The organism is Aquimarina gracilis, from assembly GCF_035285365.1.
GTDB lineage: Bacteria > Bacteroidota > Bacteroidia > Flavobacteriales > Flavobacteriaceae > Aquimarina > Aquimarina gracilis.
In genome coordinates this window covers 97,742-120,591 of sequence record NZ_JAYKLX010000004.1, presented here as the reverse complement: position 1 = coordinate 120,591, position 22,850 = coordinate 97,742, and the positions used below count along the sequence as shown (strand labels likewise).

Sequence of the window (22,850 nt, the reverse complement as noted above, 5' to 3'; positions counted from 1 at the left end):
TTATGTTTTTATACTATCCCATGCCATATTAAAGCATATATGCATTCCGTCCTCTTCTAATTGGATATCTCCTCTTACATGCATCTTTACAATTTCATGAACTGAACCTTGTAAATGTGCCTTTAGAATCTCTACACTTATATCCTTTATATGATTATTTTGTTGCCCTTGAATCAAAAATTGATCAAGTGGTTCAAAATGTGCATCGGCCTTTGCAATATTAACCTCAGAAATGTAACCACTATAGATAAATTGTTCCACAAAAAGCATCTTTTCGGGGTACTGCATGCAGTAACCAAAGTATCCATGCCACATGGCTTTGAAGGTTTCGTAAAATGTGTCTTTTAAGTATTCTGGATTTATAATTGCACCTGCTATTTCTTCCTTAGTAACCAAATACACATCATTAATGAGTTCCTCTTTGCTCTTATAATATACATATAACGTACCCGTTGCAATACCCGATTTTTTGGCTACTTCTGCCATCTTTAATCCAGAAAAACCAGTCTTGGTAACAAGTTCTATCGTTGCTTTGTGAATGGCATTTACTTTATTTTGATCCTTCAGTTTTGGCATTATCTTTATTAAAACAATGCAAATATAAATGAATTTTTATTCACTTAAAATAATAAATGAACATTTATTCGCTATAAGACAATAAGCTATTCTTATAGTTGTTAAAACAAGAAGCCTTTGACATGAAATCAAAGGCTTCGATAAAAAGCAAACTAATGTAATAATCACTAAAACTAGATTAATTAGTTATTTATTTTGATATAATTACTGTGCTTGAATATCAATTTCTATAAGATTATACCCTCCTCTTGGATCTCCTGACCAAGTAACGCCGGGTGAGCTGCTTATCCCTCCTTTTCCAAATTGCACATCGTCTAATTCTGAAACTCTTCTTATGGTTGTATTGGCGTCTGCCGCTCCCGTATTATCCGCTCCTTGATTCATAACTTGATTAGCTCCAAATCCTACAGGTTCCTCTGCTTCTGTTCCTGCATCATACAAATATGTATTAGAACTAACTTCGGTACCAGAGAACGGGCTTCCATCATCATTAAATAGAGTTAACCCTACATTATTAGTACTTACAAACCAGTCATTAGATTTTACAAACATGGTTCCAAAACCTAGTTTATAGTCTTGTCCTTCTGGCACTTGTATTGTAAACGTGAATGATTGACCGGGTTGAATAGGCCCGTCTTCTGCAGGTAGTGCTACAGGGATTCCAAAGTCTTTCAAATAATTATACGCAACCATTCTGTTACCATCTTCTGCGATCTCTTCTAATCCACTTGCAGCCTTGGCAGCATCTCCTTGTGTAAACCATGGGTCCGTTTCAGTATTAAAGGCATATATAAAGGCTGGTGAAAATGGAGTTAGTGATGAAGATAACCTAAGCGGAGTTCCTTGTGATCCAGTCTCTGTAAACCAATCGTACAATGCTCCGGGCATACCATCTTCGGCGATTCCTTCTAGTCCTACACCCCTATCTTCTTGACCAATAGTAAATAATGGCTCTGGTTGTGCATGAAGCACTACAATACCGGGGGTTACTACAAATCCATTATCTTGACTTGCAGGCATCGCTGCATCTGGAACGTTGATAGCAGTTATTGTAAGCGTGAAAGTACCGGCAGAGTTACCATCGCCATTAGTATAATCCAATACCGCAGTTACATAAATATCTCCTGTATCTCTCCCCGGTACCAAACGCACCAAAGGGTCCGGATCTGCAGGGCCTACATTTGCACCTGCCGGCGGGAAAGTACTAGGATCTCCATCGGCTTCGGTTCCTAAATCATACAAAGAAAGTTGATCTGCAATGTCTACTCTATTAAGTGCTTGCCCATTTGGAAATAAATCGATCCCATTTAAATCTGTTGGTGCTAAAAACCAATCATTACTATTCCCCATCATAGTTACAGGAGTAAATTTGGTTCCTGGAACCGCTTTAAATGATACTTTATATTGTGATCCATTTGTAGTTAAAGGCCCTGGACTAGCTGCTCCCTCGGGAGTAGTAAAAGTGTGCACATTTAAGAAGTTAATTGTATTCTTAATTGTAATAGAAAAAGCTCTTAGGTTTGCAGTCGTAGCATTACCTTGACCAAATGTAGGGTTAACAACTTCACCCCAATCGGTAGACCTATCTCCTTCTCCATCATATGAAATGCTATAGCTTGGTAGTCTAACTTCTGGAACAAATTCTCCTGCTGTCCAGATCCCGGCCTCTACCGCCACATTTTCTCTTGCACTACCTGCGGCACCCCATTGAACGAAATCGACAATTGCCTCGGCACTAGTAAATGTATTTGTAGAATATAGTCCCAGGCCTTCACTATTACTTAGTTCGTCCCAATTAATGACTAAAAACTCACCAACTCCCAAGTTCACAGAACCACTAGTTACATTAGCATTTTGAATCTGTACATATTGCCCAGGCCCTAAACACAGCCAATATGATGATAAATCGACAGCTACTGTACCATTATTCCATAACTCGATCAACTTATCTTCGCCATAATTGACTTCATTTATAACCACAGAACGTACATCATTGTTAGGCATGGTTAGCATGTTTTCTTCTCCAAAAGTAACGGTTGTGGTTTCGGCCCAGTCTGCCGCTGTATTGCCCTCTCCATCAAATATGATACTATTATTTGCATCGCTAACCACGGGTACAAATTCTCCTGCCGTCCAAATTCCTGCGGCAACAGCAACATTTTCTCTTGTACTATCCCCAGCACCATATTGAACGAAATCAACAATTGCCTCGGCGTTTGTAAATTCATTTGATGAGTATAATCCAAGCCCTCCTTCACTATCGGACAAATTATAAGATAGTACCAAATATTCCCCCGCTGGAACTACTGTACTTCCGCTTTCGGGAGTTAAATCTCCAATTCTTTCATAAGTTCCAGGCCCAAGACACAACCAATAATCGCTTAAATCGGCTTCTTGATTACCTAGATTCAGAATTTCAATAAGATCTGTCCCTTGATAACGTATTTCATTAAAGACAACATTATTTTCTACTCCATCTGATCCACCATCAGGAGGGGTTACTATATCATTATCATCATCGCTACAAGAAGCAAATGCTAATAGTCCCATTAATAAATAAAGATTAATTTTTTTCATGATACATATGTTTAATTGTTCATTTTATTTGAAACAAAACTATGGTGTATCACGGTGAGAAAACGGTGACTAAAGTCACTATAACATGTTAAAAAAATGTTATTTAAATATTTGATTTACAGATATTTAACACAAAAAAGCAACACCAAAACCAGATACTAAAAGTATCTGGTTTCCTTAAATCTATTTTTTTCTTGATTATGCCAACAATGGCTTCTTAAGCTCTATATATCTTTTATGCTGAATCAGCAATTCTGTTGCTTGTAATTTTTTGGTTATCCTGGAAACTACCTCTCTAGATGTACCAAGATCTGCAGCAATTTGTTGATGCGACATTTGAATCATGTTGCAATTCTGTAATTTTGCTTTTTTGGTTAAATAATTAACCAACCTATCTTCTACCTTATAACAGACCATTTGCTTGGTAGTATTTAAAAGATCTTCATAATTGCGTTGAAAATCCTTTAGAATAATTTGAGTAAATGATGGGTACTTACCAAACCATTCTTGAACTTTGGATATTGGTAAGCATAATACCTTGGTTTCTTTTTCAGTTTTAGCCGAAAAACGAACCGCTTCTTGTTTAAATAAATGATTAAAACTAAGTATACAACAATGGCCAGGATGTATATAATACAGAAGAAATTCTACTTCATCTTCTTCTGCATACATTTTAATTAAACCATCAAGAATAATTGGTAAAAAACTAATATAGCTTCCTTGTTTTACTACATATTGCCCTTTAGGAATACTTTTAAGTTCGCCAAACAATAAGAACTCTTCTTTAAGTTCTTTTTCAATAAAGGGGAAACATTCTGAAAGCTCTATTTTTTCACTTACCATTTTTTCGAATTATTTCAGTTCGCACTAATAAAGTCGAAAAATAAGCGCTGACTTAACATATAAGCTATAACAAAAATCTATTTAGCAATAAGTACTTGTTTTTTATTGAAGTTTTTTAGACCAGTTTTTAACCACTTCAAATACTCATTGGTATCTGGTGTATAGGCAGTAGTTGTATTAAGCAGATTCATTTCTGTATCGATCAATACATAATACGGTTGCGAGTTATTTTCAAAATTCAGGGTTTGAAATGTAGCCCATTTATCCCCTATAGTTCTAATTTTCTTAACTCTCCCATCGGGTTTTAAAAATTTAAATCGCTCTTCTTCAGGAAGTTCTTTACGATCATCTACATACAAGGAGATTAAAACATATTTGTTCTTAAGGATATCTATGATTTCGGGGTAGCTCCATACCTGCTCTTCCATTTTGCGACAATTAACACATGCCCAGCCTGTAAAATCAATCATTATCGGTTTATTTTGCAATTTGGCTGCTTTCACTCCTTCTTCGAAATCGGTATAAGCATTAAGTCCCAGAGGACCATGGGCCTCTTTTTCATAAACACTATAAAATAACGGCGGAGGGAAACCACTTAACAATTTTAAGTTCGCATAGGCCGTATTTGTGAGCCCAGGTAGTAAATAGATGACAAAGACCAATGTAAGTGCTCCTAATGTTTTTCTAGCGGCACTTAACTTTTGTAAAGGACCATCATGAGGGAAACGTATTTTACCAAACAAATAGAGCGTCATTGCTATACCGATAACTATCCAGATACCAATAAATATTTCACGCTTCAAAATACCCCAATGTTCTACCAAATCTGCATTTGATAAGAACTTAAATGCTAGTGCCAATTCTATGAATCCCAAAACTACCTTTACCGTATTTAACCAACCTCCACTTTTGGGTAATGAGTTTAACCAATTAGGAAATAACGCAAACAAACCAAATGGTAGGGCCAACGCTAGTCCAAATCCTCCCATCCCAAAACTTAATTGCATTGCTCCACCATCACTACTTAACGAACCTCCTAATAAAGACCCAAGAATTGGTCCAGTACAAGAAAAAGATACCAAAGCAAGTGTAAGTGCCATAAAAAACACGCCTACTACTCCTCCTATGCTATTTGCTTTGCTATCAAGGCTGTTACTCCAAGATGCGGGTAAAGTGATCTCAAAATATCCAAAAAATGAAATGGCAAAAACAATAAAAATCACAAAGAAGAGAATATTCAAAGTAACATTGGTAGAAATGTTATTAAGTATCTCTGGATCTAATGAATCCAATACATGAAACGGTAAGCTTAATAAAAGATATATCGCAAAGATAAAAAAACCATATAGTATTGCATTGAAGGTTCCTTTTTTTCGATCCTTGGCTCCTTTGGTAAAGAATGAGACCGTTAAGGGGATCATCGGAAAAACACAAGGAGTTAACAAAGCAATCAATCCTCCTAAAAACCCGAGAATAAATATGGTAAAATAACTTTTGTCTTTTACATCTTCTTGAGGGTATATATCCCACCCTTTAATACTAACATCTAACGCCTCAGATTTAGTACGATCCATAGCAGTAATGCTACTTATATCGCCTTTATTTTCTATAGCTCCTCCTGTTAAACTTAAATTAAATTCAATTACCTCGGGAGCGAGGCATTTTTCATCATCGCAAACTGAAAAGAAAACTTCGGCCTTTATCGATCTCAAATTCTTGTCTATCAGCTTTATTCTTTGAAAAAAAGTAACTTCTTTTTCAAAATACTTCACGTCCATTTCAAAGATATTGTCATATTTCTCTATCCCTTTGGGCTCAACGGTCCTCCCTTCCAATGAATAAGTATTTTCACTATTATTAAAGGTAAACTCTGTTGGTGTTGGAGCGATTTCGTCTGTCTCGGGTTCATTTTGTGAATACAAATGCCACCCTTTATCCAAAATTGCGGTGAAAAACAAAGTATATATCTCTTCAGATTCTTTTTCAACTTTAGCTTCCCATTTAATAGGATCTAGAGTTTGTGAAAAAAGTGATGTAGAAAATAATACGGTTGTAAGTAATAATAAGAAATACCTCATCAGGTTATTGTAATTTTAAGTATTTGTTTAGTTTGGGGTGTTATTTTAAATCTGTTGTCTGCTCTGTAATTTATAATCCAAATAATTTCTTTTCCAGAACATAAGAGCCATACTCTTTCTTTTGCCAACAAAGATAATTTTTCATCTTTAAAAAATTTGCTAAGTTTCTTTTTCCCTGTCATTCCCAAGGGGTAAAAATAGTCGCCTTCTTTCCATTTCCTTACAATTAAGGGATACTTTAACTTTTCTTTGTCTACAAAAATTGTCTTAAAATCTGTTGGCCCAATTTCTGCAACCTCTTTAAATTTAAGAGTTCCCGAAGGAATCATAATCATACTCTCTTCTTCTGGGATTTTATAATTACGATCTGAAATTTCTTCCACTATCGGGCTTAAAAGTAAATACTCCCTATCTTTTACTAATCGATGAGTTTCTGAAAAAACCTGTTTTCCCGATTGAGCGGTAACAATCTGTTCGACATCATTCCATGCTTTAAAACCGTAGTCCTTTAGTAAAAAGTATAAACATATCCTGGGATTTCCGTATTCTCTTAATTTAGTAATAGAAATTTTGACTATATCAATCTCTGAAGGTTCAAAAAGATCTTTTTTAAGTCGAAACAACTGACTTTTGATAAACTGGCTACTTTGTTGTAAATACTCCAAAGTAGTATTAAAATTGTTTAGAAACTGAGGGGTTATTCCTTTTAATTCTGGTATGACATCATGTCTAATTTTGTTTCTAAGATATTTCGTACTCTTGTTACTACTATCCTCTCTCCATTTCAACTTTTGTTTATTTGCAAAGTTTAAAATCTCTTCCCTTGAAAATGGTAACAATGGTCGAACAAAAATTTCATTAACTTCAGGTATTCCGGTAAGTCCCTCAAGCCCTGTTCCTCTTGACAGGTTAATTAAAAAAGTTTCCAGATTATCATCAGAATGATGTGCTGTAAGAACATAATCGTACTGAAACTCTATCGCCAAGTCTTTAAACCAATTGTATCTTAATTCTCTTGCTGCCATCTGAATAGACAACTGATGGTCTTTTGCATATTTTTCTGTTTCGAAATGTGTTTTTAAAAATAAAGCTCCTACACTTTCGGCTATTGATTTTACAAACTTTTCGTCTTCATCACTCTCGTCTCCTCGTAATCCAAAATTACAATGAGCAATCCCAAAATCCAGTTTAAGTAAATCACAAAGCTCGGTAAGAACTATACTGTCCAACCCTCCGCTGCAAGCAATAAGAATTCTGCTTTCCTTTAAAAACGGAAGACGATTTGCGATATGATTTTTAAATTCTTGTAACAATGATTTATTCTCTGGTTTTAGATTTTTCAAATATACAACTTTGAATTGCTAAGACAATCGATTAAAAAAAGCTATTTAATACTTGATTTTCAAGTTTTTAACATCAATATTGGTAAGTTTTCGTTATTTTTAGGAATCAACTCTTAAACTCTTCACCAATGAATAGGATACAAGAAATGCAGAAATTTTACGGGGCTGATGATCAAAGAGAATTCAGTAAGAAATTATTATCAATTGTTCCTCATTTACATCCATATGTCAAACACAGATTGTATATAGCAGAAAGCGTGGGTATATTACCACAAAATATGTACTGTTCTAATGGTATTATAGATGATGCGATATTAAAACTGTACAATGACGAATTTGATATCGACATGGATACTTTATCCCTTGAACTTAAACTTTTCAAAATAGCCGATGAACTTATCGATGAACTATATATAAAAGAAGGATGGCACCAAAGCAATATAAGTACCAATCACTTTTTAAGAATAGAATTAGAAAAACTTGAGGAAAACTATACTGTAGAGGGCGATAATGAGTTAATTATGAAAGAAGAGTTAGACGATATTTGTTATCATCAAAATCATGAAAACAAACAGAATTTCATTTACGATGACATGGATTCTGATATCATTAAAATTATTGATAACGAACCGTCTTCTGCTTCTAGGAAACAGAAACTACTTGGCAAATTTTATAGTTGGTTACCTATGGAAACTTCAAAAATTATAGATCTATTTGTCTTTGGAAAACTAAATTTTGAAGAAATCGCCAGAATAAAAGATATAACTTCCAATGAAGTTAAGGAAATTATTATCGATGTTAGGAAAAGTTTTAGGCGTAATTTAATTTAGGTGGGCAGTAAAAAGTAGGCAGTATACAGTTTTATTGCTAATTACTTCTTTACACCAAATTTATCTGGGTTATTGATCATATAACTTATCAGGTTTCCAACTTCTATACTTAAAGAATTTAACTCTTTAAATGTTGATTGATCTATATATTTACATGCTAAAGAAAACTCAAGCCAAGTTTGAGTTTCCGCGTTTTCAGAATCACTATCTGACAACTTACTAACAAAATGTTTTATATACTTTCTTTTCCTATACGACTCTGAAATATTTGCCGTAACGCTTCTGGAAGATCTTCGAATTTGATCGGTTAGAGAATATCTCTCTTCCTTAGGAAAGGTTTTTGTGACTTCAAAAATTCTCATTGCCAAGTCAAAAGATTTCTTATATGCCAATAGACTTTTATGATTCATTTAATGCTTTATCAATTAATTTCAGATCATAACCTGCTAACTCTATACTGCCAACTATACGATTCCTTCTAACACCTCCCGCATTGCTTTTGCTTTGAGTAAGCATTCTTCGTATTCTTTATCAGGGTCTGACTTTGCAGTTATTGCTCCGCCAACGGTATAAGAGATATACTTTTGAGTCTCATTGTATAAAATACTTCGTATAACTACATTAAAATCAAAATCTCCAGTAGGCGTAAAATACCCTACTGCCCCACTGTACAATCCCCTTTTGGACTCTTCAAGATTTTCTATAATCTGCATCGCAGATATTTTGGGTGCTCCGGTCATACTCCCCATAGGAAATGTAGTTTTTATTACTTCTACAGGGGAGGTTTCTGGATCAATTTTAGATACAATAGTAGATATCATCTGGTGTACCTGCTTAAAACTATAAACCTCGCATAGTTCTTCAACTGTTACCGATCCTTTAACTGCTGTTCTTGATAAATCATTACGTACCAGATCCACTATCATTACATTTTCTGAACGCTCTTTGGGATCGTTTTTTAAATCTTTTGCCATTTTTTCATCTTCATCCTTTATGTCTGATCGCTTGGCTGTTCCTTTAATGGGTTGCGAAATGATCTTCTGACCTTCTTTTCGAAGATACCTTTCTGGAGATGCCGACAGTAAAAACAAATCGTTCATCTTCAAAAAAGTAGCAAAAGGAGGAGTTGAAATGTCGTTTAAGTGAAAATACGTTTGTAACGGATCAATACAGCTATCTTTTGCAAAAAACTCCTGACAAAAATTAGCTTCATATATATCACCTCGATGAATATGAGCCAACATTTTATTCACCTTTTTCTTGTATTCGTCTTTTGTGATACGTAAACTTATTTTTACTCTTCCGCAAGGCGACTCTTGATGTTGAGACAGATCAATTGTCTTTGGGAAAGTTCTAATCAATTCAAGATCCTCTTCCATTTCGTCATCAACCATTCTTAAATAATGAACCTCCAGAACATTATTTTTTAACAGAAAAAGTTTTTTAGGTTGAAAAAAATACAAATCAGGAAAATCTAATGAATCTGAATTTTTGGATACTAAATTCTCGACATCATTTTTAAGATCATAGGATAAATATCCAAAAATCCAATCTGCAGTTTGTTCTTGATATTCTTTTAATTTATCAAAACCATTATCATAATCTGTTCTGATCGAAGTAAAAGCTTCTACCCCCAAAACAGCATCGTAACTATGGTATTGTTGGGCATAATTGTTGGAATCAAGCCAAATAATATCTTCAAATTGTTGAGCCCATGCCAACAGTTGATTTTTAAATTGTGATGGATTTTCTAAGCTATATTTCTTTATGCTACGCACCCTTACTGAATTTCGTGTGCAAAAGTACTGATAACTTGTTTTAATCCCAACAAAAGAGTTTCATTGGTCACCGTATTAGTTTCTTCAGAAAAGTTTTCATAAAAAGAAGGAAAGCTAAAGCTTTCTACAATTTCGGCTCCAAATCGAGGCAGTACATTTTTACTATAGTCTAGCGAACTCAATCCCCCTCTCTTACCTGGAGAAGTACTAGTTAGTAATATTTTCTTTCCTGCTAAAAAATTGCGATCCAAACGCGATAACCAATCTACAATATTCTTAAAAAAAGCACTCCAACTGCCATTATGTTCATTTACCGAAATGACCAAGGCATCTGCCTCAGAAATTTCCTGTTTTAATCCCATTGCCATTGCCGGAAAACCATTTTTTTCCTCATCCTCGCTATACATCGGCATTTGATAATTCGTTAAACGAAGAACAGTTATGTCATGATCTTTTAGTTCTGAAGCGATATAAGTAACCAATTTATGATTGATTGATGTACTACTGTTAGAACCGGCAAAAGCTAGAATTTTTTTCATTATCGTTATATTAGAAAATCAAAAGTAACTAAAATCAGTATAAATCTTTGTATGAAAAAATACCTATTGCATAAGATAGTGCAATAGGTGTTTTTAAGTACTATTAATGGTTAAAGTTAAGGGCTCCTATTTTCCAAAATTAACTAATGGGAATATCAGAGCATAGTGAATAGTCAAAAGGTGTACCCCCCTCAACGGTTGGATATGGCTCATCCCCTATATCACATTTATCACTACTAATGCAACATACCCAGTCAATTTCGGCTTGACGAAGTAATAAAGAAAATCGTTGTCTTGTCTTTCTGCTACATTCTATGTAAGCCGATCTATCTTCACCTGTAGGATCATCAATTGCGTAACATTTCTCCATAGCAATAGTAAAAGGTTCTAGAGTAGCTAACCTAGGTGGGCCGCATACTTCATAAAAGCAATGTACTTCTTCATTAGTATATCCTTTCCTTGTTTTACTTCTACTGGTTTGGTTGTATCTAACTTCTAAAAGGGTTTTAAATAACATATTATCAATAACCGAAGCATCCTGATTCAAAAGATCAAAACGTAACGTTAACTGTTCCCATTCTTTATTAAGTAAATCATAAACAGTATTCGTAAGCTCGATATTTTCAAATCCCAAAGCTTTAGCCAATTCGATTTGTTGCATATCGTTTAACTCAGATGCTTCTAAAAGCTCTAGTGCTTTATTGTAATCCGTAATCCGACTTGTTGCAATGGCGGTATTCTCCATGTGTTTTCTAAACAGGGAGTCTTCTTCAAAATTAGCGAAATCTTCAACGATGATTTCGTCAGGTTCCTGATCATCGTTGGATGAGTCCCCACTACAGGATATTGTGATTAAAAAAATGAGACTTACAAACATTAGAGTTTTAAATAAACCTTTAATAAATAACATGATAAGTGGTTTTTAAGTTAATCCCTCAAAAATACATCACAATCACTCCAAAAAAGTTCCAATTTATAATTTGGTACTACCTCATCCCCTTTTTAAAGAAGAATACTGATTAAACCCTGGTCTATCAAGTAACAATACAATCCCAAAAATAAGGCTACCTTTGTAGCATCATAAAAAGAAATCAATTGACTTTTCAAGATTTAAACTTAAGCACGCAACTCCTTAATGCCCTTGATGATCTTGGGTTTGATACTCCAACTCCAATTCAGGAACAAGCATTTTCACCAGTAATGTCTGGTAAAGATGTTGTGGGTATAGCCCAAACAGGAACAGGTAAAACCTATGCATATATGCTACCAATATTGCGCATGCTAAAATATTCAGTGCAACAAAATCCGCGGGTATTGGTTTTGGTCCCCACACGAGAACTAGTGGTGCAGGTCGTTGATGAGATCGAAAAATTATCGACTTATGTTACTGTACGAATTGCAGGAGTTTACGGTGGTACCAATATAAACACGCAAAAACAGGTCGTTGCACAGGGACTCGATATTATTGTCGCTACCCCAGGGCGGCTTTATGACTTGGCAGTAAGCAGAGCATTGCAATTAAAGTCAATTCAAAAATTGGTGATCGATGAAGTGGATGTAATGATGGATCTTGGATTTAGACATCAATTAATGAACATTTTTGATATCCTGCCAAGACAACGACAAAATGTTATGTTTTCGGCTACCATGACGGAAGAAGTTGAGAATCTGATTACTGAAATTTTTGTCAATCCACAAAAAATATCAATAGCAAAAAGTGGAACTCCATTAGATAACATAAAACAATTTGGGTATAACGTCTCCAACTTTTATACAAAAGTTAATTTACTGGAATATCTTCTTGAGCATGAAGAAGAATACCAAAAAACATTGTTGTTTGTAGCCAACAAAAGAATGGCCGATCGATTATTTGAACGTTTTGAAAAAACATTCCCCGATCAATGTGCAGTTATACATTCTAATAAAACCCAAAACTATCGATTGCGAAGTATTGAGCATTTTGAAACAGGTGAACAGCGCATTCTTATTGCTACAGATGTTATGGCTCGAGGCTTGGATATTGACGATATTACACATGTAATTAATGTGGACACCCCAGAATATCCAGAAAATTACATGCACCGCATCGGTAGAACCGGACGTGCTCATAAAAAAGGAGTTTCTTTGGTTTTAACTACAGAAAAAGAACAAGAACATCTTGAAGATATTGAAACCCTAATGGAAATGAAAGTCGAACAACTGGATTTTCCGGATCAGGTCGAAATTTCGACAGAATTAACCCCCGAAGAGCAACCCCAGATTAAAGAGATTTACAACCCACATAAGCGACCTAATGATGATGAGGCTGGAGCAGCTTTTCATGAGAAAAAAGAAAAAAACCGTAAGGTTAATTTGGGAGGAAAATATAAGCGCGAAACAAAAAAGAAGTATAAAAAACCAAAAACTCGAGGCGATAAAACATTTAATCTGAAGCATAAAAAACGAAAGAAAAAATAAACAATCATGAGGTCTCTTTTTATAGTATTGATGTTCTTACTATGTTTTGGGTGTACTCAAAACACAAAACAGGAACAAACCGTTACCAGAAATGAAGATGAAAAAGCAATTATAGACATCAACCAACAGTATGTCGAAGGTTGGAAAAACATGAATGAAGAACAAATACTCTCTCTTTTTGAAGACAATGCACGTATACAACCCAACTCTTTAAAACCTATTGAAAAAAAGGAAAACATTAGAAAGTTTTGGTTCCCTAAAGATAGTTCTATTACGATCATTCATGATTTTAAGTTAGAACTTTTAAGCATGACCGTACAGGATACTATCGCAATTACCACCCAGGATTCTTTTATAGATTGGTCCTATCAAAAAGACACCCTTCAGTTATCAATGAGCCAAAGAGGTATAAATACTACGGTATATCGTAAACAAAAAGATAATTCCTGGAAAATATGGAGAAAAATGTGGACCGATATCTATACCAAGAAGCAGTAAAAAAAGATGTATATGAATAATCAAGAAAAAAGAAAAAAACTTGGGTTCTTAAAAGGAAGTATACAAGAATATATCTATTTATCTTATCTATATCTTCTCATACTAGGTACCTTAAGTTACTCTATATATTATGCCTTTTTGGGAATAAACATTATAAATTATTCTAACTTGCTTGATATCCTACTAAGTCCAATTGTAATTATTACAAAAGACATTATGACCCCTATAGCAATGGGAGTTTATATTGTATCGGGTGTCCTGCTGTTTCTTTTTTTAGAAAAACGTACAAAGAAGTCTTTGCAAAATAACATTCCTGCAGAAAAAGAAATAAAGCTCCAGAAACAATATCAATCTTTTAAAAATGCCAAATTTTTAATCCCTATTATTGGAACCTTTGCATTTTACCTGGGGTATGCGATCGGTGGAGGGTATAAATTAAACAATAGGATACAAACAGGAGATTTTGAAGTAAACCGATTAATCGAATTCTCGAATGGCGAGACTCAAGAAGTAAAACTTCTTGGTTTAAACAATCAATATATTTTTTATGTGCATAAAGGAGAAAAACAAGTTATTACTGCACCAATCTCTGGTAACATAAAAAGAATTAAAAAAATTAAAAAGAGTAATAAAGAGTAATACTTCTCCAACCAAATGGCTTCAATCTTCGCACATGCGTTTTCAGCGTATGCCTTGGGAAAAACATTCTCTAAAAAAATACAGACCACAAAGTTCTGGATTCTTGGAATCCTATGCGCTGTGCTACCTGATGTCGATGTAATTGGTTTTAAATTTGGTATCGCTTATGCAAATTTCTGGGGACATCGTGGATTTTCACATTCTCTGGTCTTTGCGCTATTCCTAGGAGTTATGGTCACTCTACTATTTTACAACAAGCATATTTTTCAGAAAACAGGAATTTACCTCATATTATATTTTACTATCTGTACTGCTTCTCACGGTGTTCTGGATGCCATGACTACAGGTGGTTTAGGTATTGCATTCTTATCGCCTTTTGATAATACCCGATACTTTCTTCCGTGGCGACCTATTCAAGTTTCTCCTATTGGGGCCAGTAAATTTTTTGGCATCTGGGGAATTAAAGTATTGTTAAGTGAAGTAATCTGGATAGGAATCCCGGCAAGTATTTATATTTTAGTGATTCGTTACTTCAAAAAATCCATAAGTGTTGAATAAAAACAATCTAATGCTGCTTGTTTCACTGGCAGTATTCCTTTTTACTACGCAGTATTGCCTTATAGCTCAAGAAACAATAACGATCTCTGAACATTTAAAGATCAATAAGATCAATGATCACAGTTATGTTCATATTTCATACTTTACCGCAAGCAATGGAAAAAAATATGCCTGTAATGGGTTTATCTATACAGTTAACCATGAGGCCTATGTTTTTGATACTCCCGCTAACGATCAAGCAACATCAGAGTTGATCAACTGGCTTCAAAAGGATGTAAACGTAAAAATTAAAGGTGTTGTTTTTAATCATTTTCATGAGGATTGCGTTGAAGGAATGGATGTTTTTCAGGAAAACAATATCCCTTGCATTGCTTCTAAAAAAACAGCTGTGTTTATGAAAGAACAAAAGCTCGATCTTCCTGATCAAGTATTTAAAAACAAGTTGAAATTGAAATTGGGTAAAGCAAAAATTATAAATAGATATTTTGGAGAAGCCCATACCAAAGATAATATTATATCCTACTTTCCCAAAGAAAATCTCATTTACGGAGGCTGTATGATTAAAAGCCTTAACGCATCAAAAGGAAATCTTGCCGATGCCAACGTAAATGAGTGGTCAAATACAGTAGCAAAAGTCAAAAAAACCTATCCAGAAATTGATATCGTAATCCCAGGTCATGGAAATTATGGAAATAGTGATTTATTGGATTATACCATTTCATTATTTAAAATTGAAAACTAAACATGTCAGCACCCACAGATAAAAAACAAAAAAAGAAATCAAAAGTAAGTATTGCACAAGCCTTTAAAACCATTATTTGGCCTAGAAGAAACTTGGTATTTATAGGACTATTGTTGATCGTACTAAGCCGATTAGCAAGTTTAATACTGCCTGTAGCCAGCAAATATCTTATGGATGATGTGATTGCCAAAAAAGATTATGAAATGCTTAAGTTCCTGCTTTTTGGTGTAGGTATTGCAATACTGGTTCAAGCCATTACTTCTTTTCTTCTTACAAGAATCTTAAGTGTACAAGCACAATTCTTAATTTCTGAGCTACGTGCACAAGTGCAAAAAAAGGTACTCTCTTTGCCTATTAGCTTTTTTGATAATACAAAATCGGGAGCTTTGGTATCCCGTATTATGAGTGATGTCGAAGGAGTACGAAATCTTATAGGCACCGGTTTAGTACAATTGGTAGGTGGAACCATTACTGCTATTATTTCGTTGGTATTACTTATTCGTATTAGTCCGTCGATGACATTGTTTGTATTGGTCCCAGTATCAGTATTTGGATTTGTTGCCCTAAAGGCTTTTAAGTACATCCGGCCTATATTTAGAAAACGTGGGGTTATTAATGCCGAAGTTAAAGGTAGACTAACTGAAACCCTGGCCGGAGTGCGAGTGATTAAAGGATTTAATGCCGAACAACAGGAAAATAAAACCTTTGAAGAAGGTGTTGATCGTTTGTTTCAAAATGTAAAAAAGAGTTTAACTGCTACGGCTTTAATGACAAGCTCTTCTACTTTTTTACTAGGTATTGCTTCTACAGGAATCATGGGAATTGGCGGCTACAAAATCATGATCGATGAGCTTACCATAGGTGATTTTTTATCCTTTACCCTCTTACTTGGATTTATGATCGCTCCTATTGTACAAATGAGTAATATTGGTAGCCAGCTTACCGAAGCACTGGCTGGACTGGATCGTACCGAAGAGCTGATGAATATGACTCCAGAAGAAGAGATAGAAGACAGAACCACAGAACTTGGGGACATCAAAGGAGATATTATTTTTGACAACGTTTCTTTTTCTTATGAAGAAGGAAAAGAAGTACTTCATAATATTAGTTTCAGAGCTCCTTCGGGATCCGTTACAGCGCTTGTAGGTAGTTCGGGATCGGGTAAATCTACTATTGCCGGATTGGCTGCCACATTTTTGAATCCAAAATCAGGTTTAATCACCATCGATAGTCATGATATATCCAAAGTAAAACTAAATAGCTATCGTCGTAATCTTGGAGTCGTGCTACAAGACGAGTTTTTATTTGAAGGTACTATTCGCGAAAATATTCTTTTCCCCAAACCCGATGCTACCGAGGAAGAGTTACAAAAAGCCGTAAAAGCAGCCTATGTAAATGAATTTACCGATCGATTTGATAATGGTTTAGATACACTTATTGGGGAACGCGGTGTAAAGCTATCAGGCGGGCAGCGACAGCGTATCGCCATAGCCAGGGCCATACTTGCCGATCCTAAAATTATCATACTGGATGAAGCCACCTCGAACCTGGATACCGAAAGCGAAGCTTTGATACAAAAAAGTCTGGGTGAGTTAATGAAAGGTCGTACCACTTTTGTCATTGCACACCGATTAAGCACCATCAAAAAAGCAGATCAAATCCTGGTCATCGAATCTGGTAATATCGCCGAACGCGGTACTCATGACGAACTTATTGCCGCCGAAGGACGGTATTTTGATTTGTATACGTATCAGGCTAGAATTTAGATTAATTAAGACCTATGGATTTAAGGCACAGACGAGCGTTATCGGGGTCTACATAAGTTCGAAGCTCCATGGCATCAAGATCTTGTTCTTCGCCAGGCTGTATGACAGTACGGGTGTATTTTGAAAATTCTCCGTTCTTAAAACTTTTTAATTGTGGAATGACTAATACATTGTTCATAAGTTATATTTATTTAAATTATTTAGAATGATTCTACACCTGGGAAAAACGCCCCGGAAAACCCGGGATCATTTTCCTGCTCTGGAAAAACGTGCCGGGTTTTCCGGCAGCATATTCCCCGCTCGGAAAGTTGTGCCGGGTTTTCCGGCAACACATTCTGATGGGATAATAAGCTGCCGGAGTTTCAAGCTTGTTTTTCCTTAAAAATTATCCAATGATAGGTGCTACGAGTTTCATTTTTCGATACTGGGAAGAAAAAAGTGAATTTTTTAAGCTTTTTTTAGGACGAGACACCTAAACGCTAAAAAGAAAGACAAAGAACTTGCCTTATATTTTGAAAGAAAATTGAAAGAAGGAAAGAATAAAATGTTAATCCTAAACAATATCAGAAATAAACTTTTAAATCGAGTATTTGCCGTAATAAAAAGGCAGCAACCCTATGTAGATACACATAAATTTGCTGCCTGATTTTACTAAAATTTATTTGTCTTTATCCATAGAATGCGCTAGCGGGGGGGGGCTAAAATAAAACCTTATGACCAAGTAGAAGCATTAATTTTACATCGTATCGAAAATAAGTTATACCGAGGGGTTCTAGATTAAACAAAAACTACCCCGAATGAAGTGCCCCCAAATAGTGTCCAACTTTTTGGGTTCAGTACACGAAGGATGGTTTTGAAGCATTCTATAAATTTTATAACCAAATTACTGTTTAGAAGTAGTAGACTTACGTATCTGTTCATTAAGTTTAATTTCTTTGAACTCTCTTAATAAATAATCACAAGCCTCATTCTCTGAAGAAAAAGATTTGATTGTTCTTTTTTCTCCTCTTTCTCTAAAATAGATTTCATACTGATAGTTGTACTTACCTTTACTTATAGACAAAGCAAGTTTGTCATTATCATTTGTTGAGCCATATAGCCCATGTAAATAATATTCTTCTTCTGACACGCCTAGTTCCTGTAATTTTATATGTAATTCGTTTAAAGTCATCTTTATAAGTTTATATCTTTTACAAATTTAATTAGTAAGGACTTAAAATCCCTCTTTTCAATAATACATTAACAGGTACAGCAGACTCAAATTGGATGCCAAAACCTGTTTGACCATTTAATAAACCAGGTGAAGACAATGAACTATTTACTTCAAAAGGTTTTAATACTCTATATTGTGAATAAGGAGTTTGTCCAGGTGGTATTGATCGCGCTCCATAGGATGTGCCAGGAGTAGAAAACCAACGACCGTATTGACTTCCGTATCTATCTATTATTTGCCCTGGTTCTAAGAAAATTCTTTGTGAACTTCCTTGCACAGCAGCATTAGCAGGATATTGAGTTACTAAAGATGTAGTAGTTTTAGTTGAAAATCTAGGAACATAGTTAAACGTTCTTGATAACGCTCTGGCTCCTCCTACAAAAGCACCTCCCGGGAGTACATATGCTAAGTCTTCTGTCTGATCTACAAAAGTACCCAAAACTCGTAAATGTGCTCTTAGATTTTCTGCATTTCTGGCTCTGTCCATACCATCGGCAAAAGCTGTGTGTTGATCTCCATAAGCAACATCATATTGGTCTCTTGCCAAAGCAGGATCGCTAGAAAACTGGCTACCAAACTCTGTACTCCATTGTTCAAAAGACCCTGAGTATGCATAACGATTTGTAACCTCTGACGTCCAAGTACTACCAGAACTACTAGAACCAGAACCCGAGGTAATAACCACTTCATCTAATTCTATAGGGTTATTTAAATTAACTACACCTCCCGGACAATCAGGACATAATCCAGTAGGGTCACTATACATAATAGGATTCCCCCAAGCAAAGATATATGGTGATTTATCCACTTGGTTTGGATGATCTGCAAGCGGATCGATGGTAAGGAAGTGAGGAGCCCAAGGGTCATACATACGCCACTCCATCTCATATAAGTTAAGCCCTAAAGCATCATTAAGTTCTTTACCGTTGTATTTAAACTTGTGTTCTCTACCAGAGATTAATGAGTTAGGATGATTAATCCCATAGTTAATTTTACCACCGTATGGGTAATAATCATTTACTTGCCGTATCTCGTGGCTATAATCTCCGTCTCCGTCAACATCTGTAGTATTTCGTACTATATCAATTTTACCATCGTTATCATTATCACTGTAGCTTAGACGTACATTACCATTGTGATCTTTAAATTGATAGACATATTGATACCCTCCAGAAGCTTTTGGTTCTAGATAACCTTCAGGAGTGCTTAGATACTGAAGTTCTCCATTTTCATAGACAAAACCATCGGCATACTCGGTGATTAAAGAACTTCCCTCTGTTACGATCTTTGATAGCTTCGCTCCAGTGGCGTCGTAAATATAAGAAATAGTTCCTGTACCCTCGCTATTACTTATCGAAACTGTTTCAGGCAGGTTCAAATGGTTATAGGTAATGCCAGAGATGCCTTTGTTTTGATCCAGGATCATGTTGCCGTTGGCATCGTAGTCGTAGTCATCGTTGGTTTTGTTTACATCATTAAATCCTTGAGCAGCTGTGGTGCCATCGGTTACCGATAGTAACTTGTTGCTAGTGGCTGCATAGTCATAGGTGAGCATATCCATAGTTCCAAAAGAAGACGCTCCCAAATGACCTACTCTATCCAGCGATAAGATGTTCCCCATTTTATCATAGGTGATATTGGATACATCAAAATTACCGCTATGGCTATTGGCTGTGGTTAATCGGTTTAAAGCATCGTAATCATAAGCATACCACCGTTGTGTGTTATCATTGGCAGTTTTCCATTCTGTTTCGCTAATATTTCCGCTAAAGAGCGGTGTAGCTCCATTTGCTGGATTATTGTAGGCAATCTTAAATGCAAAAAGATCATTCCCCAAATGATCAACATCATTAATGCCTTTTAACCATCCCCTTATATTGTAACGATAATCTACATTCTGCAAGCCGCCTCCTACTTTTTTAGAGAGGAGTTGTCCTAAGGCATCATAACTATTTTCTACAATTATCTCGGCATTGGTGTCACTTGTAGCACCTCCTAATGCTTTGGCATTAAATGTTATTCCCGGTGCCGCAACAAAACTAAACCCGGGTAATAGGGTAATAGTGGATTCCTCGATTGTACGACTGCTGATAACCGCTTCATTTAATGTAATTGCTGTTCCCACATCATCATTACAAATTTCTAATGTATGGTCTCCTACACATTGTTTTTGAGATACCAAACGATTTACATGATCATACTCAAAAGTATCAATGGTTACAATAGCTGCATGGCTACCTTTGGTATGGGTGGTTTTGGTTTGTAGTACCTTGCCTGCAAAATCAAGCTTAGTTTCTATGATATCTGTAGTATCCAGGTATTCATTATGACTGGCTACATAGATCGGTCTTCCTTTTTGGTCATAATAGGTGACTGTGGTGATCCAATAGGAAGTATTCAGTACTTTTACTTTACCACCTGTTGACAGGGATTTGGTACGGTCGCTGGTGCCTACCCCGTAGACCGTACCTGGATTATCCATCCCTGCTATATCAAAATTGTAATCGTCATAGTAGTTGATTGTTAATACCTCTCCATTTTGTACATTAGGATATCCACCATTGGTATACTGCATGGTCACACCCCCAATCATTACGGCATTGCCACGTTCTACCCAAAGGTCATTAGAATATGCATTGACTTCACCTTGTATAATGTTTCGTTCTCTGTTGTCGGTGATCTTTCCTGTATAGGCGACTCTACCCAACGCATCATACTTGGTAAACAGCCAGGCAGATTCTGCCTTTAAAAGCGTATCCTGCGTCATGATGGGTTGATCCAGCTTATTGTAGACAATGTATTCCCTTCCTTTACCGGGGATCTTTTTTTCGATCAGTCGGTTACGATAATCGTATTTGTATTGGTAGCACAGCTCGTTAAGCTCGATAGCAGAAACCCCATCGGTTACATCTACTTTGGGAGGGATCACAAACGTTTTGTTCCCAAAATCATCATAGACATAGTGGGTGTCATGAGCCTCGGCGGTTGCTGCACTGGTCTCGGCATAAGCTCTTTTCAGGACTACCCGCCCTTGCTTGTCTTTATATTCTTTGGTAGTGTGGTTGTTTCCATCGGCCTCGGTCCAGTTTTCATCTTTGGTAATGGTTACATATAACGCATTGGCAGGATAGTTACCGGCTTTCACCAAAGTAGGTACTTCAGTATTATTATTGGTAAAAGTGACCTTAAAATATACCGCTTCATCAGTAGTGTTGGTCTGCCAATCAAATTTGATGGTATGATCGGCATCGCTATTTGGGTCTGCCTTCCAATCTTTTCCCGGTGCGCCTTGCTCTAGGACACGGTTCAATGGGGAGGCTTCAAATACACGCTCGCTATAGGCGTTGACTTGTGCAGCGTTGGTGATGCCTTCAAAGTCATTGGCATATCTGTTTAGGTAGTAACTATTAATATCATTGGTAACATTTACGGTTTTAAAAGTTCCGTTTCCATCATTCGTAAACGGCAAGTATTGTTTGGCTTGTCGTCCCAGGGCGTCATACTCGATATGAGTAATGATATCTTGAGCTTCTTGACTGTTTCCTGAAATTAATTTGTTCAATGGCGTTTCACTACCGTTTAGTTTCTGTACTATAGGATTCCAAAAGAATTGGTTTGTATAAATATCAGTACAGTAATACAAATAGCTTCTGAATGCTGCGGTTGTCACATCATCGTTCCATTTAAACTCATTACCATCTATTACTTTGTTTCCATTTATGTCATACACTCCACTGATTCCTTGGTCACTTCCTGTATAATTGTAAGGATGTATTACTCCTACAAGTAAATACCAAGTATCTAGTTTTGGCAAATCACCAAGCCAGAAGTATGGATTATTATGTCTTGATCCTGCAAGAGTACTTACATTACGAGTTCCATGGTATGTCGATCCATCTTGGGACCCTGTTCGTTTTACCCAAACCGTATATCGATACCCCACATTTTTATCAACATTGAAATAATCAGTATTCCAACCGCCATCGGCATCATTGGCAGTGTCACTACCACATTTCCAGACCAGGGAGAGATTTCCATAAGGATCTACACCTAGTTCTCTATTGTTCTCTGCGGTATTTCCATTTTGATTAAAAAAAGCGGTTCCTCCTTGTCCTGATGTCCAATCCATAATCAACTCATTTGACATAGCAAATGATTTGGATGCTCCCTGAATGGCGATTTGTTGCATCGGGCGACCCAGACCATCATAATAGGTTACATTTTGGATCTTGTCTTCAATCGGTGCAGCTTCCATACTCTCTACCGTGGTATGTGGTTGTTGTGCTTGTACCGATAGTACATAGTTTTGATCATTGCTCACTTCAACTCCTTGTGCATATAAAGTTCCAATAGAGGCTACAATACAAAGGATGTATATAAAAAAGGTTAGTATGGTTTTCATTATACGATATT

Annotated in this window: 19 protein-coding genes and 1 pseudogene; 8 read left to right on the top strand and 12 right to left on the bottom strand. The window is 35.9% G+C overall.

Features of this window, described 5'->3' with window-relative positions; translation table 11 throughout:
* The 5 genes from U6A24_RS09155 to tilS form a co-directional block, all read right to left on the bottom strand.
* Complete coding sequence (locus tag U6A24_RS09155) at positions 1 to 576, bottom strand: TetR/AcrR family transcriptional regulator (protein ID WP_324179659.1); 576 nt, start codon at positions 574 to 576, stop codon at positions 1 to 3.
* A gap of 204 nt (positions 577 to 780) precedes the next feature.
* Positions 781 to 3,153 (bottom strand): spondin domain-containing protein, encoded by a 2,373-nt coding sequence (locus tag U6A24_RS09150; protein ID WP_324179658.1) that lies wholly within the window; start codon positions 3,151 to 3,153, stop codon positions 781 to 783.
* Positions 3,154 to 3,351: 198 nt separating this feature from the next.
* Positions 3,352 to 3,996 carry a Crp/Fnr family transcriptional regulator gene (locus tag U6A24_RS09145; protein WP_324179657.1) on the bottom strand — a complete coding sequence of 215 codons (645 nt, stop codon included), beginning with the start codon at positions 3,994 to 3,996 and terminating at the stop codon, positions 3,352 to 3,354.
* A 77-nt stretch (positions 3,997 to 4,073) separates the two neighbouring features.
* A complete protein-coding gene (locus U6A24_RS09140) occupies positions 4,074 to 6,074 on the bottom strand; it encodes a protein-disulfide reductase DsbD family protein (RefSeq protein WP_324179656.1) in 2,001 nt (666 codons plus the stop codon).
* Entirely contained in the window at positions 6,074 to 7,417 is a 1,344-nt protein-coding gene (gene tilS / locus U6A24_RS09135) for a tRNA lysidine(34) synthetase TilS (RefSeq protein WP_324179655.1), read from the bottom strand. The genes U6A24_RS09140 and tilS overlap by 1 nt, the downstream gene beginning before the upstream one ends.
* A 128-nt stretch (positions 7,418 to 7,545) precedes the next feature.
* Between tilS and U6A24_RS09130 the strand changes: the two genes are divergently transcribed.
* Entirely contained in the window at positions 7,546 to 8,247 is a 702-nt protein-coding gene (locus U6A24_RS09130) for a hypothetical protein (protein ID WP_324179654.1), read from the top strand.
* A 41-nt stretch (positions 8,248 to 8,288) separates the two neighbouring features.
* On the opposite strand, the gene U6A24_RS09125 is transcribed toward U6A24_RS09130, so the two are convergent.
* The 4 genes from U6A24_RS09125 to U6A24_RS09110 all read right to left on the bottom strand — a co-directional run bounded on the left by U6A24_RS09125 (position 8,289) and on the right by U6A24_RS09110 (position 11,474).
* Positions 8,289 to 8,657, bottom strand: coding sequence for a four helix bundle protein (locus tag U6A24_RS09125; protein ID WP_324179653.1), 369 nt, complete (start codon positions 8,655 to 8,657; stop codon positions 8,289 to 8,291).
* Positions 8,658 to 8,711: 54 nt separating this feature from the next.
* A complete protein-coding gene (gene pabB / locus U6A24_RS09120; protein ID WP_324179652.1) occupies positions 8,712 to 10,025 on the bottom strand; it encodes an aminodeoxychorismate synthase component I in 1,314 nt (437 codons plus the stop codon).
* A gap of 2 nt (positions 10,026 to 10,027) precedes the next feature.
* Positions 10,028 to 10,564, bottom strand: a complete 537-nt coding sequence (locus U6A24_RS09115) for an NADPH-dependent FMN reductase (RefSeq protein WP_324179651.1) — start codon at positions 10,562 to 10,564, stop codon at positions 10,028 to 10,030.
* A gap of 139 nt (positions 10,565 to 10,703) precedes the next feature.
* A complete protein-coding gene (locus U6A24_RS09110; protein ID WP_324179650.1) occupies positions 10,704 to 11,474 on the bottom strand; it encodes a hypothetical protein in 771 nt (256 codons plus the stop codon).
* Between the two features lie 185 nt (positions 11,475 to 11,659).
* Between U6A24_RS09110 and U6A24_RS09105 the strand changes: the two genes are divergently transcribed.
* From U6A24_RS09105 to U6A24_RS09080, 6 genes are read left to right on the top strand one after another with little or no spacing between them, the layout of a single operon-like run.
* A complete protein-coding gene (locus U6A24_RS09105) occupies positions 11,660 to 13,021 on the top strand; it encodes a DEAD/DEAH box helicase (protein ID WP_324179649.1) in 1,362 nt (453 codons plus the stop codon).
* 6 nt (positions 13,022 to 13,027) lie between these two features.
* Positions 13,028 to 13,519 carry a YybH family protein gene (locus tag U6A24_RS09100; protein WP_324179648.1) on the top strand — a complete coding sequence of 164 codons (492 nt, stop codon included), beginning with the start codon at positions 13,028 to 13,030 and terminating at the stop codon, positions 13,517 to 13,519.
* Positions 13,520 to 13,531: 12 nt separating this feature from the next.
* Positions 13,532 to 14,158, top strand: a complete 627-nt coding sequence (locus U6A24_RS09095) for a hypothetical protein (protein ID WP_324179647.1) — start codon at positions 13,532 to 13,534, stop codon at positions 14,156 to 14,158.
* A 15-nt stretch (positions 14,159 to 14,173) separates the two neighbouring features.
* Complete coding sequence (locus tag U6A24_RS09090) at positions 14,174 to 14,716, top strand: metal-dependent hydrolase (protein ID WP_324179646.1); 543 nt, start codon at positions 14,174 to 14,176, stop codon at positions 14,714 to 14,716.
* A gap of 10 nt (positions 14,717 to 14,726) precedes the next feature.
* Positions 14,727 to 15,458: a subclass B1 metallo-beta-lactamase gene (gene bla / locus U6A24_RS09085; protein WP_324179645.1), complete on the top strand. Its 732-nt coding sequence runs from the start codon at positions 14,727 to 14,729 to the stop codon at positions 15,456 to 15,458.
* 2 nt (positions 15,459 to 15,460) lie between these two features.
* A complete protein-coding gene (locus U6A24_RS09080) occupies positions 15,461 to 17,224 on the top strand; it encodes an ABC transporter ATP-binding protein (RefSeq protein ID WP_324179644.1) in 1,764 nt (587 codons plus the stop codon).
* A 1-nt stretch (position 17,225) separates the two neighbouring features.
* On the opposite strand, the gene U6A24_RS09075 is transcribed toward U6A24_RS09080, so the two are convergent.
* Positions 17,226 to 17,402 carry a hypothetical protein gene (locus U6A24_RS09075; RefSeq protein WP_324179643.1) on the bottom strand — a complete coding sequence of 59 codons (177 nt, stop codon included), beginning with the start codon at positions 17,400 to 17,402 and terminating at the stop codon, positions 17,226 to 17,228.
* Positions 17,403 to 17,714: 312 nt separating this feature from the next.
* On the opposite strand from U6A24_RS09075, the pseudogene U6A24_RS23250 reads away from it, so the two are divergent.
* Positions 17,715 to 17,870: pseudogene (locus U6A24_RS23250) on the top strand (IS110 family transposase); the annotation flags it as partial.
* Positions 17,871 to 18,107: 237 nt separating this feature from the next.
* On the opposite strand, the gene U6A24_RS09070 reads toward U6A24_RS23250, so the two are convergent.
* Both U6A24_RS09070 and U6A24_RS09065 read right to left on the bottom strand, forming a co-directional pair.
* Entirely contained in the window at positions 18,108 to 18,395 is a 288-nt protein-coding gene (locus tag U6A24_RS09070) for a hypothetical protein (RefSeq protein WP_324179642.1), read from the bottom strand.
* 31 nt (positions 18,396 to 18,426) lie between these two features.
* Positions 18,427 to 22,839, bottom strand: coding sequence for a DUF6443 domain-containing protein (locus tag U6A24_RS09065; protein ID WP_324179641.1), 4,413 nt, complete (start codon positions 22,837 to 22,839; stop codon positions 18,427 to 18,429).
* Between the last annotated feature and the right edge of the window lie 11 nt (positions 22,840 to 22,850).